The sequence below is a fragment of the Sphaerisporangium dianthi genome, from assembly GCF_042654065.1.
GTDB classification, from domain to species: Bacteria; Actinomycetota; Actinomycetes; order Streptosporangiales; family Streptosporangiaceae; genus Sphaerisporangium; species Sphaerisporangium dianthi.
Map to the genome: position 1 here is coordinate 1 of NZ_JBHSFP010000038.1, position 24535 is coordinate 24535.

Sequence of the window (24535 nt, forward strand, 5' to 3'; positions counted from 1 at the left end):
TCGGTGGCATTGCGTGTCTCGCCCGGCGCCCGCGCCTACTACGACAGGCAACGCGCCCGCGGAGTCGGCTACAACACCGCCCTGCGCCAACTCGCCAACCGACTCGTCGGTATCCTGCACGGCTGCCCGAAGACCGGCACGCCCTACAGCGAAACGACCGCCTGGTCGCATCACGCTCAGAGTGCTACGGCTTGACATTCAAACTCCTGGGATGTCTTTCGGGCGGCCTGCGACGGGCGCGTGCGGGGTCGTGGCGGGCGGTTCTGCGATTGGGCGGATCCCCGGTCACGCCGTCAGGGCGGGTCCTTCTGGCCGGCTTCGGCGCCCGTGGATCAGCGAGGCGACTCCAGGCCGCGACGTCTGGGCATGGGGGGACGCGGTGCGTGGGGGTGCTTGGCGGAGAGGGGTCCTGGCGGGGCCGCGGGTGTGATGTGCGGCGGCGGGCCGGGGGAGGGAGCCTGGTGTGCGTCGGCCGGTGCTCACGATGGTCGCCGTCTCAGATTCCGGCGTTTCCATTATTCGTGGCTTCGACGCTGCCGTGGCCGTCGGCCGGGATTGTCGTTTCCGGTCCTGGGCGTTGGGCTCGGTGTGCGCGGGTGGTGCCGTTCTCGTGATTTCCGGTGATGGTGCCGGGTTTTCGCGAGTCAGGTGCGGGGAGTGTTTTCTTTTTTCTGTTGTTCGTTGGTCGCCGGGTTTGTGCGGCTCGCTGGTGTTTTAGTCCCAGGTGGTTCCGGCGGCGCGGGAGTAGCCGTCCCAGGTGGTGCCCGCGGTGCGGGTGCAGGAGTCCCAGGTGGTGCCGGCGGAACGGGCGGTGATGGCGGGGGAGTAAGCGTTGGCGGTCATTTTGTTTCTCTTTTCTGGAGGGCTTGTTGTTTCGTCCTTGTGAGAACAACTCTCCGGCATTGCAAGCCCTTGGAACAGAGAATTCGGCGGCAGCAAGCTGCATGCCCTTGACCGCTTCCTGCCATCGGGAGGGCGGCGTTGGCGCCCGACAGGTCACCGTTCGAGTCGTCGCAGGTCACCGGCGTTGTCGCCGGGCTGCGTGAGCGTCCTGCGGGCGGGTTGCGGGTGGGTCGAGGGCGGATTGGAGGGGGTGGCGCCGTGCGGGCAGCGCGACTTGCTGTGCCGCGTGTCCGGTTATTCGCGCCGGGTTGTGCGCCGTCCCCTGTGAGCGGCCTGCCGCTCGCGCGCTGGTAAGGGTGGTGGAATCCTTCTTCGCGCCGGTGTGCGCTTGGGGGAAGCGTGTGCGGGGGTGGTGGTCCCACCCGTTGCCGATGCCGCCGGTTGCCGTTGCCGCGCCCACCCGAAACCCTCGCTGCGGATCGCGCTGCGGATCGAGGTCGGTAGCGGTGGCCGTAGTGGTCGTCGTCATGATGGCGGCGGTCACGGTGGCGGTCTGACGGCGATGGCGGTGACGGTCGTGGTGGTGGCGACGGTCTTGACGGTGGCTGCCACGGTGGTCGTGGTCGTGGTGGCGGTGGCGGTGGCGGTGGTGGTAGTGACGGTCGTGGTCGTGGCGATGGCGATAACGGTCCGGCGGTGGCGGTCTGGTGACGGTCGTGGTCGTGGTGGCGGTAGGACGGGATGGTGTGGGTGAGGTCGGTAGTTGGAGGGATTTATCGCGTTCGGGTAGGGCTGAGGGGCTGTTGGAGTGGCGGGTGGCCGGGGCGCGGCAAGGGGGTGGCCTGGTGCGGGGGTGTTCGGGAGGGCTGCGCGCCGTGTGCGGCGGGGCCGGGGCGGGACTGAGGAGCGGTGGTGCGCTCGCGTCGCCGGGACGCCGGTGCGGAGGGGGCCGGCCGGGTGTCGGTTCTCCCGGTTGAACGGGTGCCGGGCCGGTGGTGCTCTGTTTTCCGCTGTCGTGGCGAAATCGTGTTTTTCGTTTCGCTCGGCGGGGGTGGTGCTTTCTTTTCGTCGGCGGGGTGTGCGGCCGGTGTTTCGGTGTGCGGGGTTCGGTGGTCGGTGGGTTGGAGGTCGGTGGTTGGAGGTCGGATGGCGGGTTCTGGTGGTCGGTTTACGGCTTTTAGCGATTATGTCTGACGGGGTTATGAGGAATTTAGTCCCAGGTGGTTCCGGCGGCGCGGGAGTAGCCGTCCCAGGTGGTGCCCGCGGTGCGGGTGCAGGAGTCCCAGGTGGTGCCGGCGGAACGGGCGGTGATGGCGGGGGAGTAAGCGTTGGCGGTCATTTTGTTTCTCTTTTCTGGAGGGCTTGTTGTTTCGTCCTTGTGAGAACAACTCTCCGGCATTGCAAGCCCTTGGAACAGAGAATTCGGCGGCAGCAAACTGCACGCCCCTGACCACTTCCTGCCACCCGATGGGGCGGTGATTCCCTCTCACGCCGTTGACCGGTGTCACCGCAGGTCAGCGTGCTGTTCCAGGCCCTCGGCGGGATCGTGCGCTGCCCGTCCGGTCCTGGCCGCCATCGTGCTCGTCACCATCTCCACCGGCTCCCGCCTGGCGCCGGGCTCCCGCCCGGTTCGGCTCCTGTCCGGTGCCGGCTTCCGCCCGGCTTCGGCCGCCGCCAGGCGGCGATCGCGCGGGTGGGCGCGTCCTTGACGAGGACACCCCGGTCATATCTCGAGAGCGGTGCGCCGCCGCCCGCTGCGCCACTTGGCGGTATAGGGCAGCGCGAACAAGTACAGACCGCTGAACAGCAGCAGGGCGAGCGGGAGCAGTGGCGTATAGAACACCCAGAAGGGCAGGACTCCTGTCAGGGCGACGAAACAGATGATCACGGTCACCGTGAAGGCGATGGAAAGCCAGCGGTGGGTCTGCCGCACCAACTTGTTCAAGTTCAACGGGATCTCCTATCCGATATGGGCAACTCGCGGGACCCGGCGGTCTGCCGGGTGGGACGTCCAGCCGGTCGCGGACGTCGCGGGTGAAGGGCGGCGCCTCGCCGTCCCGGTCGAAGGGCAGCGGCACCAGGTACGGCGCCGGCGCGCGTCGTCCGCGGGCAACCGGCGCCCAGACCTCAGGTGCGGTGGGTGAGCTGATGCTCTGTGTCGCGGTGACGCTCAGAGCGTGAGCGTGAGCGTGAGCGTGCGCGTGCGTGAACGTGAGCGGGCGTGGGCGAGGCGAGGGCCGGCGCTCGACGGGGTCCGCGAACGGCCCGGGGACGTCGTTCGGAGGTCGGCGACGGCGGCCGCCGGGCGGCAGTCACCGACCGCCGTGCGCGGGCTCCGCCTCGGTGCGGCCTGTGCGGCCTGTGCGGCCTGTGCGGCCTGTGCGGCCCATGTGCGGGCCGTGCCCCGCGATCGCCGGACGGTTAGCGCCGCTGCTGGATGCGGATCAGGTTGCCGGCGGGGTCGCGAAAGGCGCAGTCGCGAACTCCGTACGGCTGATCGATCGGCTCCTGGACGACCTCGGCGTCGCCGGCCTGCAGCTTCTCGAAGGTGCCGTCCACGTCGGAGGTCGCCAGCAGGATCCAGCCGTAGGTGCCCTTGGCCATCATCTCGACGATGGTGCGGCGCTCGTCGTCGGTGATGCCGGGGTCGGCGGCCGGCGGCGCCAGGAGGATGGACGTGCCGGGCTGGCCGGGAGGACCGACCGTGATCCAGCGCATCTTGCCGTGCCCGACGTCGTGGCGGACCTCGAAGCCGAGGACGTCGCGGTAGAAGGCCAGGGAGACGTCCGGGTCGTCGTGCGGGAGGAAGCTCGTGTGAATGGTGATGTCCATGGCGGTCACGCTAGGTGCGGCTCGAGGGCCGGCGCTTCTCGATTCCTGATCGGTCTGGTCACCTGCTTCGCCACGCACGACGGCATGCCCGCCGCCGCGCGCGCGGCCTCGCGCCGGTAGGTGCTGGGCGGCATGCCGACCAGCTCGGTGAAGCGGGTGCTGAAGGTGCCCAGCGACGAGCAGCCGACCGCGAAACAGACCTCGGTGACGCTGAGGTCGCCACGGCGCAGCAGCGCCATCGCGCGCTCGATGCGCCGTGTCATCAGATAGGCGTACGGCGCCTCGCCGTAGGCGCGCCGGAACTGGCGGCTGAGATGCCCGGCCGACATGTTCACGCCGCGGGCGAGCGCCTCGACGTCCAGCGGCTGCGCGTACTCGCGGTCGATGCGGTCACGGACGCGGCGCAGCCGCGCGAGGTCGCGCAGATGCTGCGCCGCGGCGGGTGTGCTGGTCACATGCCCAATCGTACGTCGCCCCCTCACCCCCCTCGCCGACGGCTCGGGGCGACCGAGGCCGGGCCGATCGTCGTCCGCGACCCTCGCTGGGAGGAGGCGCCGACCGCTCCCGCGCGGCCGGTGGCCGGAGGGTCGCCGCCCCGGCTCACGCCATGTGGTCCGACGATGACAAAGAGGTGACAATTGTTCGTGCCGGGAGCCGCTCGGACGGGGCCGGGGCGCGGCTTTCGGGTATGGGGTTGACCAGCGCCGATGCCCGATCAGATCGGCGGGCCGGTGAGCGACTTCGGGAGGCAAGGTGCGAAACGCTACGGGCCGCCACCGCGTGGCCGCCCCGCCCGCCCAGAGGTCCCCGGGCGCGAGGTGGCCGGCGTGCGCCGCGCTCCTGATCACGGTGGCCGCCGTCGTCGCCTCGCCGCAGGCGCCCGCGAGCGCCGCGGCGGCCCCTTGGGGTGCGCGCGCGAGCCTCGCGACCGGCGACCGGGGGCCCATCGTGATCGGCAACGGCCGGCGCAACCTGAACTATTCGCAGGTGATGAGCCCCACCAACATGCGGGGAGTCCAGCACGTGTCGAACGCGAGCGTCACGGGGAACGCCCCTTCTCAGGTCGGCTTCTGCCGGAAGCGCCACCGCATCTGCCACATTTCGGAGAAGTTCTGGATCAAGGGCCGTCGCTGAGCCGCCACCCCGCCGGCGGGGACGATCAGTGACCACGTAGGGGGATCGGTTGGAACCATGACGTGACCGGTTAGATGACGAAACGGGTTCATGGGGCGCTACCGTTTGCGGAGTGGAGGAGATCGATCGTCGAATCGTGATGTTGCTGGCCGCGGACGGCCGTATGAGCTTCACCGACCTCGCCAAGGAGACCGGCCTGTCGGTGTCGGCGGTACACCAGCGGGTGCGCAGGCTGGAGAAGCGCGGTGTCATCCGCGGGTACGCGGCCCTGGTCGATCACAACGAGGTCGGCCTCCCGCTCACCGCGTTCGTGTCGATCAAGCCGATCGATCCCTCCGCCCCCGACGACGCGCCCGAGAAGCTCGAGCATCTGACGGCGATCGAGGCCTGTCACAGTGTCGCCGGCGACGAGAGCTACATCCTCAAGGTGCGCGTGGACTCCCCGATCGCGCTGGAGCACCTCCTGCAGCAGATCCGGGCGTCGGCGAACGTCTCCACCCGCACCACCATCGTGCTGAGCACTCCCTACGAGCACCGCACCCCTGGTCTGACCGCGGGCTCCTAGGGATCGCCACACGTCCGGGCTGCCGATAGACGGGCTTTATGTCGGTTATCGGCAGAATTGGCTTCCTTTGTCGCGTTTCGCCGCTCAGGATGGTGGGCGTAACCCATCCTGGGAAGAGGCGATCATGCCTTTCGGAACGACCAGCGGCGTCTTCCTGACCGTGGACGTCCACGCGCATGTATGGCTGCCCGAGGTCCAGGCTCTCGCCGAGGGCCGCGCGGGCCACACCCACCACGAAGCGCTCCAGCGGAGGCGATGGGGCCCGGCCTCGGCCGAGGTCAGCGCACGCCGCTTCGGCGAGTCCCGGGACCGGCTGACCGATCCCGGTGCCCGCCTCGCGGCGATGACCGCGGCGGGCGTCGACGCCCAGGTCGTCTCCGTGGCGCCCCAGCTGTACCAGCCGTGGGCCGGCCCCTGCCTGGCGTGGGACATCGCGCAGGCCACCAACGAAGGCGTCGCCGCCCACTGCGCCACCCGCCCGGAGCGGCTGTGCGGCCTGGGCGTCGCGCCCCTGCGGCATCCCGAGGTCGCCGTCGCGGCGCTGGAGGACGCCGTCCACCGCTGCGGCCTGCGCGGCGTCGAGATCACCTCGCACGCCGACGACCCGGAGGGCGGACCGCCGATCGAACTGTCGGACCCGCGGCTGGACCGGCTGTGGCGGCGCGCCGAGCAGCTCGACGCCGTGATCTTCCTCCATCCGTGGGGATGCACGCTCGGCGACCGCCTGAACCGCTGGTACCTGTCCAACAGCGTCGGCCAGCCCGTCGAGCACGCCGTGGCCCTGTCCCACCTGATATTCGCCGGAGTGCTCGACCGCTTTCCCGCGCTCCGCTTCCTGGCCGCCCACGGCGGCGGATACCTGCCCGCCTTCGCCGGGCGCATCGACCACGCCTGGCTCGTCCGCCCCGAGGCGAGGTCGTGCCTGCACCTGCCGAGCCGCTACCTGCGCCGCCTGTACTACGACTCCGTCGTGCACGCCCCCGACGCGCTCGTCTCGCTGATCCGCACCGTCGGCGTCGGCAGGGTCGTCCTCGGCTCCGACTACCCGTTCGACATGGGCGTCGAGGACCCCGTGCGGCGCCTGCACGAGGCCGTGCCCGACCCGGCCGCCGCGTCGGCGATCAAGGGCGGCAACGCCGCCGACCTACGCCTGCTGCCTCCCGGCTGCCCGCCCGCGTAGCGCCTCCCTCCGTGGAGGCCGGGCACCGGGGCGGGGCCGATGGAGCGGCGCGTAGGGTGCTGACGTGGGCACCGAGCAGCCGGACACGCCCGTGGAGGCGCAGTGCGCGTACACGCACGGCCTGGACACCGTGCACCTCCAGGCGCTGCACGCGCTGCTGGTGGAGCGCACGGTCACCGGGGCCGCGCTCCGGCTGGGACGCACCCAGCCCACCCTGTCGGCCGCGCTGGCCCGGCTCCGCCGACACTTCCGCGACGACCTGCTCACCAGGGTGGGCAACCACTACGAGCTGACGCCCTTCGCCCAGCAGCTGTGCCCGCTCGCCGCCGTCGCCGTCGCCGCCGTGGAGCGGGTGTTCTCGGCCCAGGCGGGGTTCGACCCCGCCCGGTCGGGGCGCACCTTCAGCATCGTGTCCTCCGACTACGGGATCGGGGTGGTGGGGGAGCACCTGGTCGGAGTGCTGGAACGGTCGGCGCCGCACGCCCGCGTCCGCTTCGAACCGGTGACCGCCGAGGCGTTCTCCCGCAACCCCGACTTCTACCGCACCGTCGACGGCGTGTTCATGCCCCAGGGCTACATCGAGCTGCCGCGGCGGCTTGATCTCTTCCGCGACCGCTGGGTCTGCGTCGTCGCCGAGGACAACCCGGTCGTCGGAGACCGGCTGACGATGGCCGACCTGGACGTCCTGCCCTGGGTGACGACGTTCCAGGACCCGATGGGCCGGGCGGCCGCGTGGCGCCAGATGGAGCTGCTCGGGGTGACGCTCAACGTGATCGCGGTCGTCGACTCCTTCCTCGCCGTTCCCCGTCTGGTCCGGCGCACCGGCGCCATCGCCCTCGTGCAGGAGAGGCTCGCCCTCCGCGTGGCCGAGGCGCTGGGCGTGCGCACGCTCGACTGCCCGTTCGAGGCCGTCCCGCTGGTCGAGGCGTTCTGGTGGCACCCGATGCACGACGCCGACCCCGGGCACGCCTGGCTGCGCCGGCACCTGGCCGACATGCGCGACCGCCTCGACCGGCAGTGAAGATCCAGGCGAGCGCCTCCCGGCGGAGGGCTCGGCCGCTACGACCGGCGGTGACGGGCCAGCGAGCGTCCCCCGATGGGCGCGGCCGCTTCCACCGGCCGCGCCGGGCCGCCTCGGCGCGCGTCCGTCAGGCCGAAGGCGCGGTGGTGGGCGACGGCCTGCCGGCCGGGGTGGCGGCGAAGGCCTCCCTGAGCCGATCGGCGGCGGCGGGACCGGCGCCGAGGCGGTCGAGGCCGAGCAGCGCGGCCCCCGCGATGGGCGGCAGCCCGGCGACCACCAGCACCGCCCTGGGCGCCTGCGCGGCGTACCGCTCCTCCACCAGCGAGGTCAGCAGGGGATCGCGCGCGGTGAGCACCCCGCCGCCGAGCACGACCTCGCAGGGGTCGTCCAGCATGCCGAGGCGCCGCATCGCCGCCACGCCCATCACGGCCACCTCGTCGGCCTGGCGCTCGACCACGCCCCGGGCGACGGCGTCGCCGCCGCCGGCGGCGGCCAGCAGCTCGGGCACCAGCCCGAGGAGCCGGTCGGCCCGCAGCTCGCCGAGATGCAGGGCGATGGTGACCTCCTCGGCCGTCCGCGCGCCGAAGAACCGGCGGACGACGTCGAGCAGGACGGTGGCGGGGCCCCGGCCGTCCTCGGCGCGCACGGCGTGCCACAGGACCTCCTCGCCCAGGCCCAGACCGCCGCCCCAGTCGCCGCTGATCCTGCCGAGAGCCGGATACCGGGCCACCTGGCCGGCGGGGGAGACGCCGACCGCGTTGATCCCGGCGCCGCAGACCACCGCGACGCCCCACGGCCGGGAGGTCCCGGCCCGCAGCAGCGCGAAGGTGTCGTTGCCCACCACGGCCTCCCTGCCGTACCCGCGGGCCATGATCTCCTCGCGGAGCAGGTCCTCCTCGACGGGCAGGTCGGCCCCGGCCACGTACGCCGCCACCAGGTCGGCGTACGGCGGCTCCGCGTCGGGGCCGAGCGCCAGGCGCGTGGTCTCGCCGAGGACGTCGATCGCGGCGGGCACGCCCGCGGTCTGCGGGACGAACGCCCCGCCCCTGCCGGTGGCGAGGACCGTCCCGTCCTCCGCCACCAGGGCGACGTCGGTCTTGCTGTTGCCGCCGTCGACGGCGAGCACCGTCCTCACGCGGGCACCGCCCCGTCTCCGGCCCAGGGCAGGAAGGCGCGGTTGGCCGCGACCAGCCGCCCGGCCAGCTCGGCCGACAACGACGCCTGCCCGACCAGCGGGTGCGCCAGCAGCGCGTCGGTGACCCGGTCCACGCCGCCGTGCAGGGCGGCTTCCAGGGCCAGCGCCTCGTAGGCGGTGACGTGCGAGATCAGCCCGGCGTACAGCGGCTCGACCGGGTCGACCGGCAGGGCCGCGGCGCCGGAGGACCCGATGCGCGCGGGCACCTCGATGACCGCGTCGTCGGGCAGGAAGGGCAGCGTGCCGTCGTTGCGCAGGTTGACCACCTGCACGTCGCCGCGGTCGCCGGCCAGCGAGGCGATCAGCGCCACCGCCGCCTCGGAGTAGTACGCGCCGCCGCGCCTGCCGAGCAGCTCGGGCTTGGTGTCCACGGCCGGGTCGGCGTACATCCGCAGCAGCGACTCCTCGAGGGCCGCGACCTCGGCCGCCCGCGAGGGCTTGTCGAGCTGCTCGGCCACGACGGCGTCGTGCTCGTAGAAGAAGCGCAGGTAGTACGACGGCACGACGCCGAGCCGGCGGACCAGCGCGGCGGGGAGGCCGATGTCGGCGGCGATCTTCTCGCCGTGCTCGGCCAGCAGCCGGGGCAGGACGTCCTGCCCGTCCAGGTGGACCGACCGCTCCCACGTCAGATGGTTGAGCCCGACGTGGCCGAGCGAGATCCGCTCGGGGGCGACGCCCAGGTGGGCGGCGAAGCGCCGCTGGAATCCGATGGCCACGTTGCACAGGCCGATGGCGCGGTGGCCGGCCTGGAGCAGGGCCCGGGTGACGATGCCGACCGGGTTGGTGAAGTCCACGATCCAGGCGTCCGGCGCGGCCTTGGCGACGCGCTCGGCGATGTCGAGGACGACCGGGACGGTGCGCAGCGCCTTGGCCAGCCCTCCGGCCCCCGTGGTCTCCTGGCCGACGCAGCCGCAGGCCGGCGGCAGCGTCTCGTCCACGTTGCGGGCGGCCTGCCCGCCCACCCGCAGCTGCAGCAGCACGGCCTGCGCCCCGGCCACGCCCTGGTCGACGGTGGCGGAGGTGGAGACTGTGGCCGGATGGCCGGCCCGCCGCAGCATCCGCGACGCCATCGCCGACACCAGCGCCAGGCGCCGCTCGTCGGGGTCGATCAGAACGATCTCCGAGACGGGCAGTTCATCTCGAAGACGGGCGAAACCGTCGATCAGCTCGGGCGTGTAGGTCGAGCCGCCCCCGACAACGGCCACTTTCATCATTTGACTCCCGTCAGCTTGACGCCCTCGATGAACGCCTTCTGGGCGAAGAAGAACACGACGATCACCGGCGCCATGGCCAGCAGGGTGGCGGCCATGGTGAGGTTCCACTGCGTGTGGTGCACGGCTCTGAAGGATGCCAGGCCCAGCGACAGCGTCCAGTTCGCGGGTTCGGTGCCGGCGTAGAGCAGGGGGCCGAAGTAGTCGTTCCAGCAGTAGAAGAACTGGAACAGCGCCACCGCGGCGATCGCCGGCCGTGCCATGGGCAGGATGACCCGCACCAGCGTGCGGAACTCCCCGCATCCGTCGACCCGGGCCGCGTCGGAGTACTCCCGGGGGATGGTCACCAGGAACTGCCGCAGCAGGAAGATCGAGAACGCGTCGCCGAGCAGCATGGGCAGGATGAGCGGCCACAGCGTCCCGGTGAGGTGGAACCGGGCCCACAGGATGTAGATCGGCACCGCCACCACCTGCGGTGGCAGCATCATGGTGGTGATGACCAGCAGGAACGCCAGCCTGCGCCCCGGAAAGCGCAGCCGGGCCAGCGCGTAGGCCACTGGAATCGAGGACAGGAGCATGAACGCGGTGGCCAGCAGCGCGTACAGCAGCGTGTTGGCGATCCAGGTGAGCAGCGGAGCCCGCCGGAAGATGTCGGCGAAGTTGCCCCACTCCCAGTGCTCGGGCCACAGCCGCGAGGTGAGCGCCTGGTGGTCGGTCATGAGCGCGGTCAGGGCGATGAACACCAGCGGGCCGGCGAACATGATCGCAAGGGCGATGGCGAGCGCGTGGGTGGCGATCCACCCGAGGACGGCCCGCCGGCGGCGGCCGCGCGGGGTGTGCGGACGGGTGCGGCGGGCGGCCGGGGCCCGCTCGGCCGTGAGGGTCATGACTCCTCCTCGACGCCGCGGAACTGGCGGAGCAGGAACAGCGTGAACACCATGGAGACCGCGAACAGGATCAGCGCCAGGACGCACGCGTAGCCCATCGCGAAGTCGCGGAATCCCTGGTGGAACAGCCACTCGGGGAAGGTGAGGGTGGACTGGTCGGGGTAGCCGGGCACGAAGACCGACCCGGCGGAGTCGGTTCCCCCGGAGGCCACCCGGGCCGCCACCATCGCCTGGGTGAAGTACTGGAGCGTCTGGATGACCCCGGTGATCGCCGCGAACATCAGCACCGGCCGGATGACCGGCAGCGTGATGTGGAAGAACTGCTGCCAGGCGCCGGCGCCGTCCAGCGCGGCGGCCTCGTACAGCTGCCTGGGCACGTCCAGCAGCGCCGCCAGGAAGATGACCATCAGGTCGCCGACCGACCACAGGGCCAGCAGCGTCAGGCCGGGCTTGGCCCACGCCGGGTCGCCGAACCAGTCGGGGGAGGGCAGGCCCACCGCCGACAGCAGCGCCGGCACCGGCCCGGTGCCCGGGTTGAGCAGGTACACGAAGCCCAGCGTCCCGGCCACCAGCGGCACCAGCGACGGCAGGTAGAACACCGTGCGGAAGAAGCCCGCCCCCGCCTTGAGCCGGGTGACCAGCTGGGCGACGCCCAGGCCGAACGCCACCCGCAGCGGCACCATCACCGCGACCAGCCACAGCGTGTTCCTGATGGAGGTCCAGGCGGCCTCGTCCTGCAGGAAGTACCGGTAGTTCAGCAGCCCCACCGGCTCCAGGCTGAACAGGTCGTAGCGCTGGAAGGAGAAGTAGACGGTCGCCAGCAGCGGGTAGGCGAAGAACAGCCCGAAGCCCACCAGCCAGGGGGACAGGTACAGCAGGGCCACCACGCCCGGGCGGTGCCGGAACGACCGTGCCCGTACGGGCGCCGCGCCACCGCGGCGCCCGAGCGTCGTCGTCGTCACCGGATCAGCCGCCCGCCGTGAGCTTCAGCTTGTCGTCGATCTTCTTGTCGACGTCGGCCAGCAGCGCGTCCAGGTCGTCCACGCGGCCGGACTCCCACTTGATCTGGGCCTCCTGCAGCGTCTGCTGGTTGAACGCCGAGTTGATGTGCGCGGGCAGGGTGCTGCTCGCGGGGTGGGCGAAGATGTCGAGGAACGTCTGGAAGTTCGGGTCCTTGTCCAGCTCGGGCGACTCCAGCGCCGGCAGCGTGCTCGGCACGTTGCGCAGGGCGTTGGACAGGGTGACCAGGGCGCCGGTGTCGGTGGTCAGGTAGCGCACCAGCTCCCAGGCGGCCTGCGCGTTCTTCGCGCCCCGCGGGATGCCGATCACCGTGCCGGCGATGAAGCCGCCGCCGTACAGGTCGGGCCGGTTGTCGGAGACCGGGAGGGGAGCGGTGCCGTAGTCGAGGCCGGGCGCGTCGGCGGCGATCATGGCGTTGCGCCATTCGCCGTCGATCGCCATGGCGACCTTGCCCTTCATGAACGGGTTGTCGGCCGACCACTCGTCCCCGAAGCTCTTGCGGAACTTCTCCAGCTTGTCGTACCCGAACCAGCCGACCAGGTCCTTCTGCCAGGTCATCAGCTCCTTCCACGCCGCATCGCCGCCGATCGCCGACGTGCCGTCCGGGTTGGTCCACTTCGCGCCGACCATCGTCCCGGTGTGAATCGGGGCGTTCTCGTACATCTGGCTGCTCGGCACGAACCCGGCGACCTTGATGCCGCCACTGGAGTCGCGCACGGTGAGCTTCTTGGTCAGCGCGGCCAGCTCGGAGAGGGTCTGCGGGGGCTGCTCGCCCTTCATGAGCTTCTTGTTGTAGTACAGGCCGTAGGTGTCGGCGAGCATGGGCATCACGCACCGCCGGCCCTTGTACTGGGTGTATTCGGCGATCACCTTGGGGAACAGCGACTCGTCCACCTTGCTCGCCGCCATGTACGGCTCGAGGTCCTGGAAGATGCCGGTCTTGCAGAACGTCGCGACGCTGTCGGTGGTGAACGACAGCGCCACGTCGGGCGGGGTGCCGCCACGCGACGCCTGGATGATCTGGTCGTCCTGGACGGCCTTGGTGGTCTTGACGGTGATCCAGGGGTACCGCCGCCGGAAGCCCGCGAGGGCGTCGTCGAACGCCTTGAGCTCGTTGTCGGCGACGAAGCCGTGCCACATCGTGACGGTGACCGGCGTGCGGTCGGGTGTGCTCCCGGCCTTGGGCTTGGCGGGCGCGTTCTCGGTGCCGGCCGTGCAGGCGGCCGCGGCCAGCAGGGCCAGGGCCGCCGCCGCGAGCTTCGGAAATGGTTTCACGGGGGTGCCTCCCATGGGGCTGGACGATCAGGAGGGGGAGCGGGGGAGGATGCGGGCCGGGGGCGGGTGGCGCCGGGACGGCCCGGGGTCGGGATGGATCGGTGACGGGGCGGCGGTCGACAGGCGGGCGTGGGGGAGAGGGACGGGGGAGAGCGCGGGTGAGATCGGACGGGCCGTGGACCGGTGGGGCGGTCAGGCGGGGCCGGCGGCCCGGGTGGAGACGGTCGAGCCGAAGACCTCCTCGCGGGTGACGGAGAGAGCGAGGCCGAGAGCGCCGGTGAGCACGGGGGAGCCCTCGACCGCGGACAGCCGCACGGGCGGGCGGGGCAGGGTGAGCGCGTGCAGCTCCTCCTCGACGAGCGCGGACAGCACGTCGCCGCCGGCCAGCAGCATGCCGCCGGTCAGCACCACGATCTCGGGATCGGCCACCGCGACGATCGGGGCGAGCCCCACGGCCAGCCGCGCCGCCAGCTCGCGCAGCGCACGGCAGGCCCGCTCGCCGCGCTCGCCTTCCCGCGCGGCGTCCCGGACGGCGGCGCGCACGGCGCGGGACGGGTCGCCCCCGCGCAGGCCGTGCGAGCGCAGCATCCGCAGCACAGCGGGGCCGCCCGCCAGGGCCTGGAACCCGTGGTCGCCCCGCTTGCCGGTCTCCTTGGCGGTCGGCGCGCCGGCGATGGGCATGTACCCGACCTCGCCCGCGCCGCCGGTGGCGCCCCGGTGCAGCCGGCCGCCGAGCACCAGCGCCGCTCCTATGCCCTCGTCGGCCCACAGCAGCACGAAGTCGGCGTGGCCGCGGGCGACGCCGTGCGACCGCTCGGTCAGGGCGACCAGGTTGACGTCGTTCTCGATGTCGACCGGCACGCCGAGACCCTCGCGGAGCGTGCCGGCCAGGTCGGGGATGTGCCAGCCGGGGATGTGGGCCGCGTACCCCAGGCGGGCGGTGGCGGGGTCGACCGCTCCCTGGATGCCGATCACCACCCGGTGCAGGTCGTCCGAGGTGACGCCCGCCCGCAGGCAGGCGCCTTCGACGGCGGCCCGCACCTTGGCCACGACGTCGCCGCCGCTGCGGCCGGGGGTGGGGTGGAGGTGGTCTCCGAGCACCGCGCCGGTGATGTCGGCCACGGAGGCGGCGATGCGGGTGCGGGTGACGTCCAGCGCGGCGACGTGCGCGGCGGCCGGGTTGATGCGGTACAGCTCGGCCGTGCGGCCGGGCAGGCCCTCGCGCACCCCGTCCAGCACGACCAGCCCGGCGCTGCGCAGGCGGGCCAGGAGCTGGGAGGCCGTGGGCTTGGACAGGCCGGTGAGCGCGCCCAGCTCGGGACGGGTCAGCGGCCCGCGTTCCAGCATGACGCGCAGCGCGGCGCGGTCGTTTATCTCGCGCAGCAGCTGAGGTCGTCCCGGTCGCGCGTCCGTGTTCGTGCTCGGCACGGGCTCCCCCTCGGCGGCCGTCGCGGCGTCCGGCATGGGCGGCGTCCGCGTCTCTGGAGTTAGGAAACCTTCCTAACTAAGAGGAACGTACAGCCGGGGCCCTGAGCGCGGTCAAGAGGCGCTACCAAGCTGTGACAAGGAGGTCCGCGGCGAGAGCCGGCCGGAAAGCAGAAAGCCGCCCCGGGAGGGCGGCGCAAGAGACGGAGAGACCGGTGGCCGGTCTGCTATTCTGGGCCCTTGTCCTCATATTCGCTATTAAGCACATAAAGGCCCGGAGTTTCACATTACCATCAATAATAATGAAGCAGGGGCTTCCCGTCAAATAGAGCTCGCGAAGGAGCAGGAATACCTCACCGCTCTCTACCAGCGGCTCGACGTGCTGCGCGTGCGCACCCGTGCACAGCTCGACGACGTGCTCGCGCAGGGCGGAGGCGGCGGCACCCACCAGAACCGCTCCGAACGCGACTCCTTCGCCGGGATGTACGCCGAGCGGCTCGCCCGGCTGTGGGCCGTCGAGAACGGCCTGTGCTTCGGACGCCTGGACCTGACGGAGGAGGGACACCTCTACATCGGCCGGCTGGGCCTGTCCGACGACGACCAGGCGCGGCTGCTCATCGACTGGCGCGCCCCCGTCGCCCAGCCGTTCTACCGCGCCACGCCCGCGGCCCCCATGGGCGTCACCCGAAGGCGCCATCTGCAGACCAAGGGCCGGCGCGTGACCGGCGTCGACGACGACCTTCTCGACCTCGACGGGCTGAGCGAGGCCGACCGCGCCACCCTGAACGGCGAGGCCGCCCTGCTGGCCGCGCTGGACGAGAAGCGCACCGGGCGCATGCGCGACATCGTCGCCACCATCCAGGCCGAGCAGGACCGCGTCATCCGCAGCGACCTCAACGGCATCCTGGTCGTCCAGGGCGGCCCCGGCACCGGCAAGACCGTCGTGGCCCTGCACCGCGCCGCGTACCTCCTCTACACCCACCGCGAGCGGCTGGCGCGCCGGGGCGTGCTCATCGTCGGCCCGAACCTCACCTTCCTGCGCTACATCGAGCAGGTGCTGCCCTCGCTGGGCGAGACCGACGTGCTGCTGTCCACCGTCGGCGAGCTGTACCCGGGCGTCAAAGGCACCGCCCGCGAGGCGGCGCGGGCGGCCGCGGTCAAGGGCTCGGCCCGCATGGCCGAGGTGGTGGCGCGGGCGCTGCGCGACCGCCAGCGCATTCCCCGCGAGCCGGTCGACATCCCCCTCGGCAACTACACCCTGCGCCTGGACCAGCGCACCTGCGAGGCCGCCAAGAGCCGCGCCGTGCGCAGCCGCAGGCCGCACAACCAGGCCCGCGCGGTGTTCGTCCGGCACGTGCTCAACGTGCTGGCCAAACAGGCCGCCAAGGCGCTCGGCCGCGGCATGCTGGAGGAGGACGAGCTCGCCGACCTGCGCGAGGACCTGCGCACCGAGCCGGCCGTCAAGACCGCGCTCAACCGGCTGTGGCCCTACCTCACCCCCCAGCAGCTCCTCATCGGCCTGTTCGGCTCCCGCGAGCGCATGGCCTACGCCGGTCTCACCGACGCCGAGCAGGACGCCCTGTTCCGCGAGGCGACGCGCGGCGGCGCCCAGTGGACCGAGGCCGACGTGCCGCTGCTGGACGAGGCAGCCGATCTGCTCGGCGACATCGACCCGCACGTGCTGCGCGCCACCGCCATGCAGGCCGAGGAAGAACTGGCCGCCGCCCGGCGCGCCGAGGAGGCCGAGCGCGACTCCGAGCTCACCTACGCGCGCGAGGTGCTGGAGCTGACCGGCATGTCCGACATGATCGACGCCGAGCGTCTCGCGGCCCGGCACAGGGGCGACGACAACTACCTGACCACCGCCGAGCGCGCGGCGGCCGACCGCACCTGGGCCTACGGGCATGTCATCGTCGACGAGGCCCAGGAGCTGTCGCCGATGGCATGGCGGATGCTCATGCGCCGCATTCCCACCCGTTCCATGACCATCGTGGGGGACATCGCCCAGACCGGGTCGGCCGCCGGCGCGGCCTCCTGGGGGCAGGTGCTGGACCCCTACGCGCGCGGTCGCTGGCGTGAGGAGACGCTGACCGTCAACTACCGCACCCCCGTCGAACTGATGGCCGTGGCCGCGGACGTGCTGAAACTGGTCGGCCCCGGCCTGAAGGCCCCGGACTCGGTCCGCGAGACCGGGGTGCGGCCGTGGGCCAGGAAGATCGACGACACGCGCGAGATCGGCCCGATCGTGAACGGCGAGGTCGTGGAGGGCGGCAGGCTCGTCGTCATCGTCCCCGGCTCGCGGGCCGCCGAACTCGGCGAGGCCGTCACCTCGGCGGTGCCGGGCGCGGTCGCGGGCCCCGTGCCCGGGGCCCTGGAGGCCCCCGTCGTCGTGCTCACCGTGGCCGACGCCAAGGGCCTCGAGTTCGACGCCGTCCTCATCGTCGAGCCGGCCGAGATCCTCGGCGAGTCCTCACGCGGCCCCAGCGACCTCTACGTCGCCCTGACCCGCGCCACCCGCCGCCTCGGCGTCCTCCACACCGGCGACCTCCCCCCGGTCCTCTCCCGCTGCGAAGAGACCCCCATGCCCTGACCGCGAGCACCGCGTTCGGGCGCCGCCCCAAGCGCGCCCGGACGCCGCGCGAGCGGAGCGAGCGCCATGAGCACGGGTTCGGGCGCGCCGGTGTCCTGACCGAGGAAGGAGGAAGTGCGAGGAACGAGCGCTTCCGAGTGACGAGGGAAGGGCGCCGGCTCAAGGGCGCCCGGACGCCGCGCGAGCGGAGCGAGCGCCATGAGCACAGCGTTCGGGCGCGCCGGTGTCGTGACGAGGAGAGAGCGAGTGCGAGGAACGAGCGCTTCCGAGTGACGAGGGAAGGGCGCCGGCTCAAGGGCGCCCGGACGCCGCGCGAGCGGAGCGAGCGCCATGAGCACAGCGTTCGGGCGCGCCGGTGTCGTGACGAGGAGAGAGCGAGTGCGAGGAACGAGCGCTTCCGAGTGACGAGGGAAGGGCGCCGGCTCAAGGGCGCCCGGACGCCGCGCGAGCGGAGCGAGCGCCAAGAAACACTGTAAGATTGATCTCCTTAATGACCACATGGCGGCATTGACGGCACTCACGTCTCATGTCCTAGCTGCGAAAACTTGGTGTTTCCGCTGATCGGGACACGGTTGACATCTGAGCTGAGGTCGGTAGTTTGCTGGACAGTCCAGCACGGGACTACCGGTTGGCCGTCTTCAGACATCGCCGGACTCTGCGTCATGACGGAGCACGACTCCGTCTGCTCAGCCAGGCGCAGCGCCGGCGTTCCGTCGAGTCGGGGCACCCCAGCCGGATGGGGGGTTGGACCCGGGAGGGGCCTGGACACCCAGTAGACAACGGATTTCCGAGCTCGCCGCCGACGAGACGGATCCGGTCCGAAGGGTCGTCCGGGCCCTCTTCCCGTCTCGTGTCAGAGCCGCAGCGTGGTTCCTGGGTTCCCGCCTGAACGGGGAGACCCAGGGATCACCATGCGTGATCTCTCGCCGCCGCGCATGCCCGGCGGTTGGACCGGGCTCGGTTGGGCGGTAGCGTTCGGTGGTTACCGAAGACCCCGAAAAGAGACCCGCCCCTGTGGCCCAATCCAGTGTGCAGGACATCGAGCGGGCGCCGGTCGTTTCCGGCGTGCCGCCGGTTTCGCGCGCCTTCGGGCGGCTCGCGGCGGCTCTGGCCGGCGGGGTGCTGCTCTTTCTGGCCTTTCCTCCCATCGACCTGTGGTTTCTCGCGCCGCCCGCCGTCGCGCTGCTGACCTTGGCCGTGTACGGCGCGGGGGCGCGGCGGGCAGCCCTGCTGGGGGGTCTGGGAGGCGCCGCGTTCCTGCTGCCGGCGCTGGCCTGGGTGCGTCCCATCGGCGACGACGCGTGGGTGCTGCTGGTGGCCGTCGAGAGCCTGTTCTTCGCCGCGATGTCGGCGGCGGTGGCGCTGGTGACCCGGCTGCGGGCCTGGCCGCTGTGGGTGGCGGCCCTGTGGGTGGCCCAAGAGTGGGCCAGGGGGGCGTTCCCCCTCGGCGGATTCCCGTGGGTGCGGGTGGCGTTCAGCCAGGGCGGGTCGGTGTTCACCCCGTACGCCGCGCTGGGCGGCGCCCCACTTGTAACTTTCACGGTCGTCCTGTGCGGCACGCTCCTGGCCTCGGCGCTCGTCACCCTCGCTCATCTCGTACGACGCGAGGCCGCACGTGGTCGGGCGCCCGCGGGAGGCGGGCCGGCGGCGGCCGTCCCCGGCGCTTCCGCCTTTCCGTCTCGTAGCATCGGCGCCGTACGACGCTGGTTCGGTGCGGGTGCTTCACGGGGGGCGGTGTGGACGCTGGTGGGAACGCTGGCGGTGCCGTTGCTCGGGTACGCGGTGCCGCGGCCGAGGGCGGAGGCGGCGGGGCGCACGGTCAAGGTCGGGGTGATCCAGGGTGACGTCCCCGGTACGGGCATGGGTTTCCTCGGCGACCAGCCCGCCGTGGTGCTGCGCAACCACGCGGGAAAGACCCACGAGCTGGCTCAGGCGGTGCGCGAGGGCAAGGTCGAGCGGCCCGACATCGTCGTGTGGCCGGAGAACTCCACCGACATCGACCCCTACCGGGACTCCTACGCCCGTTCGGTGATCGATGGCGCGGCGCGCGACATCGGGGTGCCGGTGCTGGTGGGCGCGGTGGTCCGCGCGGCCGACGGTGAGCACAGGTACACGCGCGGCGTCGTGTGGGATCCCGCGACCGGGCCCGGCGCCTACTACGACAAGCGGAAACTCGTGCCGTTCGGCGAGTTCGTCCCGTTCAAGGACCTGCTGGCGACGTTCGTCAAGCGGGTCGAGCTGGTCGGCCTGCAGTCGCTGCCCGGCGACCGCGAGGGCGATCTGAAGATCGGGCCGGTGACGGTGGGCGCGGTGGAGTGCTACGAGGTCGCCTTCGACGACATCGTGCGCGGCACCGTCCGCACGGGCGCGACCCCTTTGGTCGTGCAGACCAACAACGCGACCTACGCGCTGACGAACCTGCCGCCGCAGCAACTCGCCATGTCGCGGCTGCGGGCCGTGGAGCACGACCGCGCGGTGATCACCGCCGCCACGACCGGCATCTCGGCCTACGTCGACCCCGACGGGGAAGTGCGCTGGAGTACCGCCGAGGGCGTGGCCGACATGGCGGTGGTGACCGTGCCGCTCAGCACGGGCGAGACGATCGCGACCCGCGTGGGGGCGGCGCCCGAGTGGGCACTGGTGCTCGCCGGGGCCGGCGCCCTGGCCGTCGCCGTCCTCCGGCGGCGTCCCGCGCCGAAACACCGTAGTTCCGACGGAGAGGATGGGTGATGGAGGAGCGGATTCTCGGGCGGGTACTCGTCATCGTGCCGACGTACAACGAGCGCGAGAACCTGCCCATGATCACCGAACGGCTGCGGGCCGCGGTGCCGGACGCCCATCTGCTGGTCGCCGACGACAACAGTCCCGACGGCACGGGCGAGATCGCCGACCGGCTCGCCGCCGAGGACGACCACGTCCACGTGCTGCACCGCCCCGGCAAGCAGGGCCTCGGCTCCGCCTACATCGCGGGGTTCCGGTGGGGTCTGGCCGAGGGGTTCGACGTGCTGGTCGAGATGGACGCCGACGGCTCCCACCAGCCCGAGGAACTGCCCCGGATGCTGGACGCCCTGGCGCAGGGAGCCGACCTGGTCATCGGGTCGCGCTACGTGCCCGGAGGCAAGCTCGTCAACTGGCCGGCCTCGCGCAAGGCCCTCTCCAAGGGGGCCAACACCTATGTCCGCATCATGCTCGGCGTGCCCACGCACGACACCACGGCGGGGTTCCGCGCCTACCGGGCCTCGGCGCTGGAGAAGATCGCGCTGGACGAGGTGCAGTCCCAGGGGTACTGCTTCCAGGTCGACCTGACGCTGCGCACCGTGCGGCAGGGGCTGCGGGTCGCCGAGGTGCCGATCACGTTCGTCGAGCGGACGGCCGGGGCCAGCAAGATGAGCCGCGCCGTGTTCGCCGAGGCGCTGTGGCTGGTCACCCTGTGGGGGCTCGCCTCCCTGCCGCAGCGGCTGCGGCGATCCCGCTGACCTCTCGGACGGCCGCCTGCCCGTGGTGAGCCTCCTGGCGCCGCGGAGGCCGGCCACCGGCACGTAGGCTCGGTCCATGTCAGAAGTGATCATCGCCGCCCGCGGTGTCGAGGTGCGGTTGGGCGGCACTCCCGTCCTGCGGGACGCCGGCCTCGTGGCCGCCGCGGGGGAGATCCTCGCCGTGGTCGGGGAGAACGGCGCGGGCAAGTCGACGTTGCTGCGCTGCCTGGCCGGTCTGCACCCGCCGCTCCGCGGGCGGATCGAGGTCCTCGGCGGGCCGCCGGTCGATGCCGCCGCCTTCTGGAAGCAGATCGTCCTGGTCGGCGACGAGCCCGCCTGGTATCCGGGACTGAGCGTCGAGGAGCATCTGGAGCTCGCGCGTGTCGTCCACCGGGGCGGCCGCCTGACGGTGGCGGAGGCGCTGGAGGTCTTCGAGCTGGGGGGACGGGCGAACCTGTCGCCACTGTCCCTGTCCACCGGCCAGCGGCAACGGCTGTCACTGGCCATGGCGCTGCTGCGGCCGAGCCGGCTGCTGCTGCTGGACGAGCCGGAACGCGGGCTTGACGCGGCGTTCAGGGAACGCCTGGCCGCGATCTTGAACGGCTATGCCCGTGACGGCGGCACGGTGGTCATGGCGACGCACGACCTGCGGCTCGCGACGGCCACCCAGGCCCGCCTGGTCACTTTGGAGGCCGCCGCGTGAACCCCGCGCGCGCCTACCTCCGCTCGCGCCGGGGGCGGCCGGCGACCTGGTCCGATCGTTACGCCGCCGGATTCGGCCTGGCCCTCGCCGCCGCGGTTCTGAGCCACCCCGTCACCACGGTTCTCAACGGGGCGGCGCAGGCCGGCGCCTCGCGGCCGGGCGCGGGGCTCGCGCTGGTCGCCGCGCTCTACGCGGGATACCTCGCCCTGGCCCGGGCCCTTGGACCCGTCGTGCTGCCCGCCGCCGATGCCGCCTGGCTGGTGCTGTCTCCGTTGCCGCGCCGCTCGGTGCTGGGCGGAACCGTGCTGGTCCTGCTGGCGATCGCGGCGGGGGGCGGAGCGGTGCTCGGCCTGGCCTGCCTGGGCGCGCTCGGTGCCCCCGACAGCACCGCCCTCCGCCTGGCCGCGGCCCTGGTGCTGGGCGTGGGCGCGGCGGCCGGGGGCATGGCGATGGCGGTACTCGCGCAGGCGTCGCACACCTGGGACTCCTGGCTGCAGGCGGTGATCGCGGGCACCGTGCTGGTGGCCGTGCTGGTGGCCGTGCTGGGCGGCGGCCCCGGCAGGGCGGTCCTCGTCGCCGCGGCCGGCGCGCCGGTCGCAGCGGCCGGGGCCGCTGCCGGGCTGGCCGCCGCCGTGGCCGCCGTACTCCTGCGCCGCGCGTGGGACGCGCTCGACCGTATCCCCGCTCGACGGCTCCTCGGCTCGGCGGCCAGGGGCGGGCGGGTGATCTCGGCGGCGGTCACCATGGACCCCGGCGCGCTGACCTGGACCGCGGAGGACGACCACTGGCGTGCCCGGGCGCCGGGCTCCCGGCCCTGGCCCGATTTCACCGCCGTCCCGGGCGGGTGGGGCGAGGCGCCGGCGTCGGCCTGGCAGGAGTGGCGGCGCGTCGGCAGGCGCCCGGGCCGGCTGGCGGTGCTGTTCGGCTCCGCCGCGCTGCCCGCCATGGCCGCGCAGGCGGCGGGAGGCATGTCCGCGCTGCCGATCGGCCTCCTGCTGTGCGGGGCGCTGACATCCGCCGTGATGTGCACCGCGGGCGCCCGCCGTGACAGCGAGAATCCAAGCCTCGCCCGGTTGCTGGCCGTGGACGCCCGCGCTCTGCTGGCCGCGCGTGCGGTGCTGCCCGCGTTGCTGGCGGCCCTCTGGTCGGCCCTCGCCCTGGCCGGACTCGCGGCGGCCGGCGCCCTGCCCGGCGGTCCATGGTGGTCGCTCGGACCGGCCGCCGCTCCCGCCATCGCCGCGGCGGCGCTGCGGACGGCCCGCCGGCGTCCGATCGACCACTCGCTGCCGGTCGTCATGACGCCGATGGGCCCCCTGCCGGCGGGGCCGGTGATCTGGGCGGTGACCGGCGCCGACCTCGCGCTGCTCGGCTGCCTACCCACCCTGGCGGCGCTGGCCGGCCCGTCCGCGCCGCCGGCGCCCTCGGTGATCACGCAGGCGCTGGCCGGCGGCGCCGTGCTCACCGCCTACCTGTGGCGCCAGGGCCGGGGCCGCCGCCGGCGCGACAGGTAGGCGGAGGCGGGAACCCTCGGCGGGGGCCGGTCGTTTTCAGGTCGGGAGGTGGTGTGAGGCCATGCTGCGTGTGCTTTTGTTCCTGACGTTCCTCATCGTGCCGGTGCTGGAGATCTGGATGCTCATCCAGATCGGCCAGGTGATCGGCGGGTGGCAGACCGTCGGGCTGCTCATCTTGGACAGCCTGCTCGGCGCCTGGCTGGTCCGGAGGGAGGGCCGGCGCGCGTGGCGGGCCCTGCGGCAGGCCCTCGAGTCGGGCCGCATGCCCGACCGCGAGCTCGCCGACGGCGCGCTGATCGTCGCGGGCGGCACCCTGCTGCTGACGCCGGGCTTCATCACCGACGTGCTGGGCTTCATCCTGATCCTGCCCCCCACCCGCCCCCTGGCCCGCCGCGTCCTCGGGTGGTTCCTCGGCCGCCGCGTGCGCGCCATGGCGTCGGCGTCGCCGTTCGGCGTGATGTTCTCCGGCGCCGGTCCCGGCGGCCCCGCACGGCGGCCGGGCGGTGTCCGCGTGGTGAACGGCCAGGTCGTGGACGAGCGTGAGACGCCCCGCGACTCCGCCGCAGGCCCGCGCCTCGCGCCCGGCGCGGCACGGCCCGCCGACGAGGGCGGGGACGGGCCTCCGCGCTGATTTCGGGCGCGGCCTGGGGGCACCCCAGTCCCGCCCCGCCGACCCCTACGGCGTATCGACCCTCCGGCGGAGGACTGCGAGACTCCAGAGATCCAACCGCCGCCGGACGGGGACCGGCCGGCCCGCACATCCGACGATCGAGCACGCCGGGACAGGCGCGCCGCCGCGCGCGCCGCTGAGCACTCTTCGATCCCGTCCCGGCGCCGATTCCGGCCGTTTCCCATGGCCGCGTCGAGGCGAGCCCGCCGGCCCAGCCGGTCGAGGCGGCGGGGAGCCGCCGGCCGCCGCCGGCGCCCAAGGGAATGGAGTGAGGCAATGACCACCGCCCAGGCCGAGCCCGATCTGATCATTCGCCCGTGTCTTCCCCCGTTCGGGGGCATCTTCGACCTTCCCGGCCGGGAGACCCCGGTCGCCACCCACATGCCGCACGGGCCCTTCGAGAACCTCGAGGAGCACCTGCACGAGCACCTTCCGCACCTGCACATCAGCTACGGGTTCGAGATCGCCCAGCACGAGCTGGAGCAGCTCCCGGAGAGCACGCACCTCGAGGTCGTCATGGCCGTCAAGAAGGAGCACCGGGTCGACTGCAACCCCATCTTCATCAACCGCAAGAACGCCAGCGAAGGCGAGTGCCTGAAGATCGGCGGCGACGACGTCCACTGGATCCACAGCGAGGAGACCGCCCGCAAGGCCACCGAGCTGTTCGCCCGCACCGGCCGCAGGCTGCCCGACGACATGTACTTCTCCGGCTTCTTGACCAGCACGCCCGACGAGCGTGAGACCCGCGCCTACAGCCGCGAGGAGCTGCACGAGGCGATCGGCACCGGGCTGCTGGTCGAGCAGCACTTCCAGGCCACCTGGCTGGAGCCGCGCGAGGAGCCGATCGACCCCTACGACGTGATCATCTACCTCGGCAGCACCGACACCAGGTATCACACCTTCTTCCGGCTGCCGGCGATCGTCCCGCTCGGCGTCTCCTGAAGGCTCCCCGAACGCGTGTCACCGTCCGGGCCGCCGTCGCGGCCCGGTCGGTGAC

At 72.5% G+C, this 24535-nt stretch carries 22 protein-coding genes and 1 pseudogene; 12 read left to right on the forward strand and 11 right to left on the reverse strand.

Going from position 1 to position 24535, the window contains the following annotated elements; all coding sequences use genetic code 11:
* Positions 1–195: pseudogene (locus ACFO60_RS34860) on the forward strand (IS110 family transposase); the annotation flags it as partial.
* Positions 196–714: 519 nt separating this feature from the next.
* Here ACFO60_RS34860 and ACFO60_RS34865 read toward each other — a convergent pair.
* The 5 genes from ACFO60_RS34865 to ACFO60_RS34885 all read right to left on the reverse strand — a co-directional run bounded on the left by ACFO60_RS34865 (position 715) and on the right by ACFO60_RS34885 (position 4130).
* The gene (locus tag ACFO60_RS34865; protein WP_380849575.1) at positions 715–843 is read right to left on the reverse strand and encodes a hypothetical protein; all 129 of its coding nucleotides are present in this window, start codon (positions 841–843) and stop codon (positions 715–717) included.
* Positions 844–2053: 1210 nt separating this feature from the next.
* Positions 2054–2182 carry a hypothetical protein gene (locus tag ACFO60_RS34870; RefSeq protein WP_380849575.1) on the reverse strand — a complete coding sequence of 43 codons (129 nt, stop codon included), beginning with the start codon at positions 2180–2182 and terminating at the stop codon, positions 2054–2056.
* Between the two features lie 384 nt (positions 2183–2566).
* Positions 2567–2794 carry a hypothetical protein gene (locus ACFO60_RS34875; protein WP_380849578.1) on the reverse strand — a complete coding sequence of 76 codons (228 nt, stop codon included), beginning with the start codon at positions 2792–2794 and terminating at the stop codon, positions 2567–2569.
* Positions 2795–3264: 470 nt separating this feature from the next.
* On the reverse strand, positions 3265–3675 hold the full coding sequence (locus ACFO60_RS34880; RefSeq protein ID WP_380849581.1) for a VOC family protein: 411 nt from the start codon (positions 3673–3675) through the stop codon (positions 3265–3267).
* Between the two features lie 5 nt (positions 3676–3680).
* A complete protein-coding gene (locus tag ACFO60_RS34885) occupies positions 3681–4130 on the reverse strand; it encodes a helix-turn-helix transcriptional regulator (RefSeq protein WP_380849583.1) in 450 nt (149 codons plus the stop codon).
* 298 nt (positions 4131–4428) lie between these two features.
* Between ACFO60_RS34885 and ACFO60_RS34890 the strand changes: the two genes are divergently transcribed.
* The 4 genes from ACFO60_RS34890 to ACFO60_RS34905 all read left to right on the forward strand — a co-directional run bounded on the left by ACFO60_RS34890 (position 4429) and on the right by ACFO60_RS34905 (position 7575).
* Positions 4429–4809, forward strand: coding sequence for a hypothetical protein (locus ACFO60_RS34890; protein WP_380849585.1), 381 nt, complete (start codon positions 4429–4431; stop codon positions 4807–4809).
* Between the two features lie 112 nt (positions 4810–4921).
* Positions 4922–5374 (forward strand): Lrp/AsnC family transcriptional regulator, encoded by a 453-nt coding sequence (locus tag ACFO60_RS34895; RefSeq protein ID WP_380849588.1) that lies wholly within the window; start codon positions 4922–4924, stop codon positions 5372–5374.
* A gap of 124 nt (positions 5375–5498) precedes the next feature.
* Positions 5499–6554 (forward strand): amidohydrolase family protein, encoded by a 1056-nt coding sequence (locus ACFO60_RS34900; protein ID WP_380849591.1) that lies wholly within the window; start codon positions 5499–5501, stop codon positions 6552–6554.
* A 64-nt stretch (positions 6555–6618) separates the two neighbouring features.
* On the forward strand, positions 6619–7575 hold the full coding sequence (locus ACFO60_RS34905) for a LysR family transcriptional regulator (RefSeq protein ID WP_380849594.1): 957 nt from the start codon (positions 6619–6621) through the stop codon (positions 7573–7575).
* A gap of 127 nt (positions 7576–7702) precedes the next feature.
* Here the strand turns inward: ACFO60_RS34905 and ACFO60_RS34910 are convergent, their stop codons facing one another.
* From ACFO60_RS34910 to ACFO60_RS34935, 6 genes are all read right to left on the reverse strand, one after another.
* Entirely contained in the window at positions 7703–8710 is a 1008-nt protein-coding gene (locus tag ACFO60_RS34910) for an N-acetylglucosamine kinase (RefSeq protein ID WP_380849597.1), read from the reverse strand.
* Positions 8707–9981 carry a family 4 glycosyl hydrolase gene (locus ACFO60_RS34915; RefSeq protein ID WP_380849765.1) on the reverse strand — a complete coding sequence of 425 codons (1275 nt, stop codon included), beginning with the start codon at positions 9979–9981 and terminating at the stop codon, positions 8707–8709. The genes ACFO60_RS34910 and ACFO60_RS34915 overlap by 4 nt, the downstream gene beginning before the upstream one ends.
* Positions 9981–10868: a carbohydrate ABC transporter permease gene (locus ACFO60_RS34920; protein ID WP_380849600.1), complete on the reverse strand. Its 888-nt coding sequence runs from the start codon at positions 10866–10868 to the stop codon at positions 9981–9983. Before ACFO60_RS34920 ends, ACFO60_RS34915 begins: the two co-directional genes overlap by 1 nt.
* Entirely contained in the window at positions 10865–11830 is a 966-nt protein-coding gene (locus ACFO60_RS34925; RefSeq protein ID WP_380849603.1) for a carbohydrate ABC transporter permease, read from the reverse strand. Before ACFO60_RS34925 ends, ACFO60_RS34920 begins: the two co-directional genes overlap by 4 nt.
* 4 nt (positions 11831–11834) lie before the next feature.
* Positions 11835–13163, reverse strand: a complete 1329-nt coding sequence (locus ACFO60_RS34930; RefSeq protein ID WP_380849606.1) for an extracellular solute-binding protein — start codon at positions 13161–13163, stop codon at positions 11835–11837.
* Between the two features lie 192 nt (positions 13164–13355).
* Positions 13356–14591 (reverse strand): ROK family transcriptional regulator, encoded by a 1236-nt coding sequence (locus ACFO60_RS34935; protein ID WP_380849609.1) that lies wholly within the window; start codon positions 14589–14591, stop codon positions 13356–13358.
* A 289-nt stretch (positions 14592–14880) separates the two neighbouring features.
* Here ACFO60_RS34935 and ACFO60_RS34940 point away from each other — a divergent pair, with 289 nt between their 5' ends.
* The 7 genes from ACFO60_RS34940 (at position 14881) to ACFO60_RS34970 (ending at position 24480) form a co-directional block, all read left to right on the forward strand.
* Positions 14881–17178: a HelD family protein gene (locus tag ACFO60_RS34940; protein ID WP_380849768.1), complete on the forward strand. Its 2298-nt coding sequence runs from the start codon at positions 14881–14883 to the stop codon at positions 17176–17178.
* A 1014-nt stretch (positions 17179–18192) separates the two neighbouring features.
* The gene (lnt, locus tag ACFO60_RS34945) at positions 18193–19908 is read left to right on the forward strand and encodes an apolipoprotein N-acyltransferase (protein WP_380849612.1); all 1716 of its coding nucleotides are present in this window, start codon (positions 18193–18195) and stop codon (positions 19906–19908) included.
* Positions 19908–20654: a polyprenol monophosphomannose synthase gene (locus tag ACFO60_RS34950; RefSeq protein WP_380849615.1), complete on the forward strand. Its 747-nt coding sequence runs from the start codon at positions 19908–19910 to the stop codon at positions 20652–20654. The genes lnt and ACFO60_RS34950 overlap by 1 nt, the downstream gene beginning before the upstream one ends.
* Positions 20655–20730: 76 nt before the next feature.
* Positions 20731–21357, forward strand: coding sequence for an ABC transporter ATP-binding protein (locus ACFO60_RS34955; RefSeq protein WP_380849618.1), 627 nt, complete (start codon positions 20731–20733; stop codon positions 21355–21357).
* Positions 21354–22868 carry a DUF6297 family protein gene (locus ACFO60_RS34960; protein ID WP_380849621.1) on the forward strand — a complete coding sequence of 505 codons (1515 nt, stop codon included), beginning with the start codon at positions 21354–21356 and terminating at the stop codon, positions 22866–22868. The genes ACFO60_RS34955 and ACFO60_RS34960 overlap by 4 nt, the downstream gene beginning before the upstream one ends.
* A 61-nt stretch (positions 22869–22929) precedes the next feature.
* A complete protein-coding gene (locus ACFO60_RS34965; RefSeq protein ID WP_380849624.1) occupies positions 22930–23499 on the forward strand; it encodes an FxsA family protein in 570 nt (189 codons plus the stop codon).
* Positions 23500–23814: 315 nt separating this feature from the next.
* Positions 23815–24480, forward strand: a complete 666-nt coding sequence (locus ACFO60_RS34970; RefSeq protein ID WP_380849627.1) for a hypothetical protein — start codon at positions 23815–23817, stop codon at positions 24478–24480.
* Positions 24481–24535: the final 55 nt, after the last annotated feature.

Bases quoted from the DNA above. Each gene is read 5' to 3' on its own strand.
- ACFO60_RS34865 (WP_380849575.1), bottom strand. From the start codon at position 843: ATGACCGCCAACGCTTACTCCCCCGCCATCACCGCCCGTTCCGCCGGC.
- ACFO60_RS34870 (WP_380849575.1), bottom strand. From the start codon at position 2,182: ATGACCGCCAACGCTTACTCCCCCGCCATCACCGCCCGTTCCGCCGGC.
- ACFO60_RS34880 (WP_380849581.1), bottom strand. From the start codon at position 3,675: ATGGACATCACCATTCACACGAGCTTCCTCCCGCACGACGACCCGGAC.
- ACFO60_RS34900 (WP_380849591.1), top strand. From the start codon at position 5,499: ATGCCTTTCGGAACGACCAGCGGCGTCTTCCTGACCGTGGACGTCCAC.
- ACFO60_RS34915 (WP_380849765.1), bottom strand. From the start codon at position 9,981: ATGAAAGTGGCCGTTGTCGGGGGCGGCTCGACCTACACGCCCGAGCTG.
- ACFO60_RS34920 (WP_380849600.1), bottom strand. From the start codon at position 10,868: ATGACCCTCACGGCCGAGCGGGCCCCGGCCGCCCGCCGCACCCGTCCG.
- ACFO60_RS34950 (WP_380849615.1), top strand. From the start codon at position 19,908: ATGGAGGAGCGGATTCTCGGGCGGGTACTCGTCATCGTGCCGACGTAC.
- ACFO60_RS34955 (WP_380849618.1), top strand. From the start codon at position 20,731: ATGTCAGAAGTGATCATCGCCGCCCGCGGTGTCGAGGTGCGGTTGGGC.
- ACFO60_RS34965 (WP_380849624.1), top strand. From the start codon at position 22,930: ATGCTGCGTGTGCTTTTGTTCCTGACGTTCCTCATCGTGCCGGTGCTG.
- ACFO60_RS34970 (WP_380849627.1), top strand. From the start codon at position 23,815: ATGACCACCGCCCAGGCCGAGCCCGATCTGATCATTCGCCCGTGTCTT.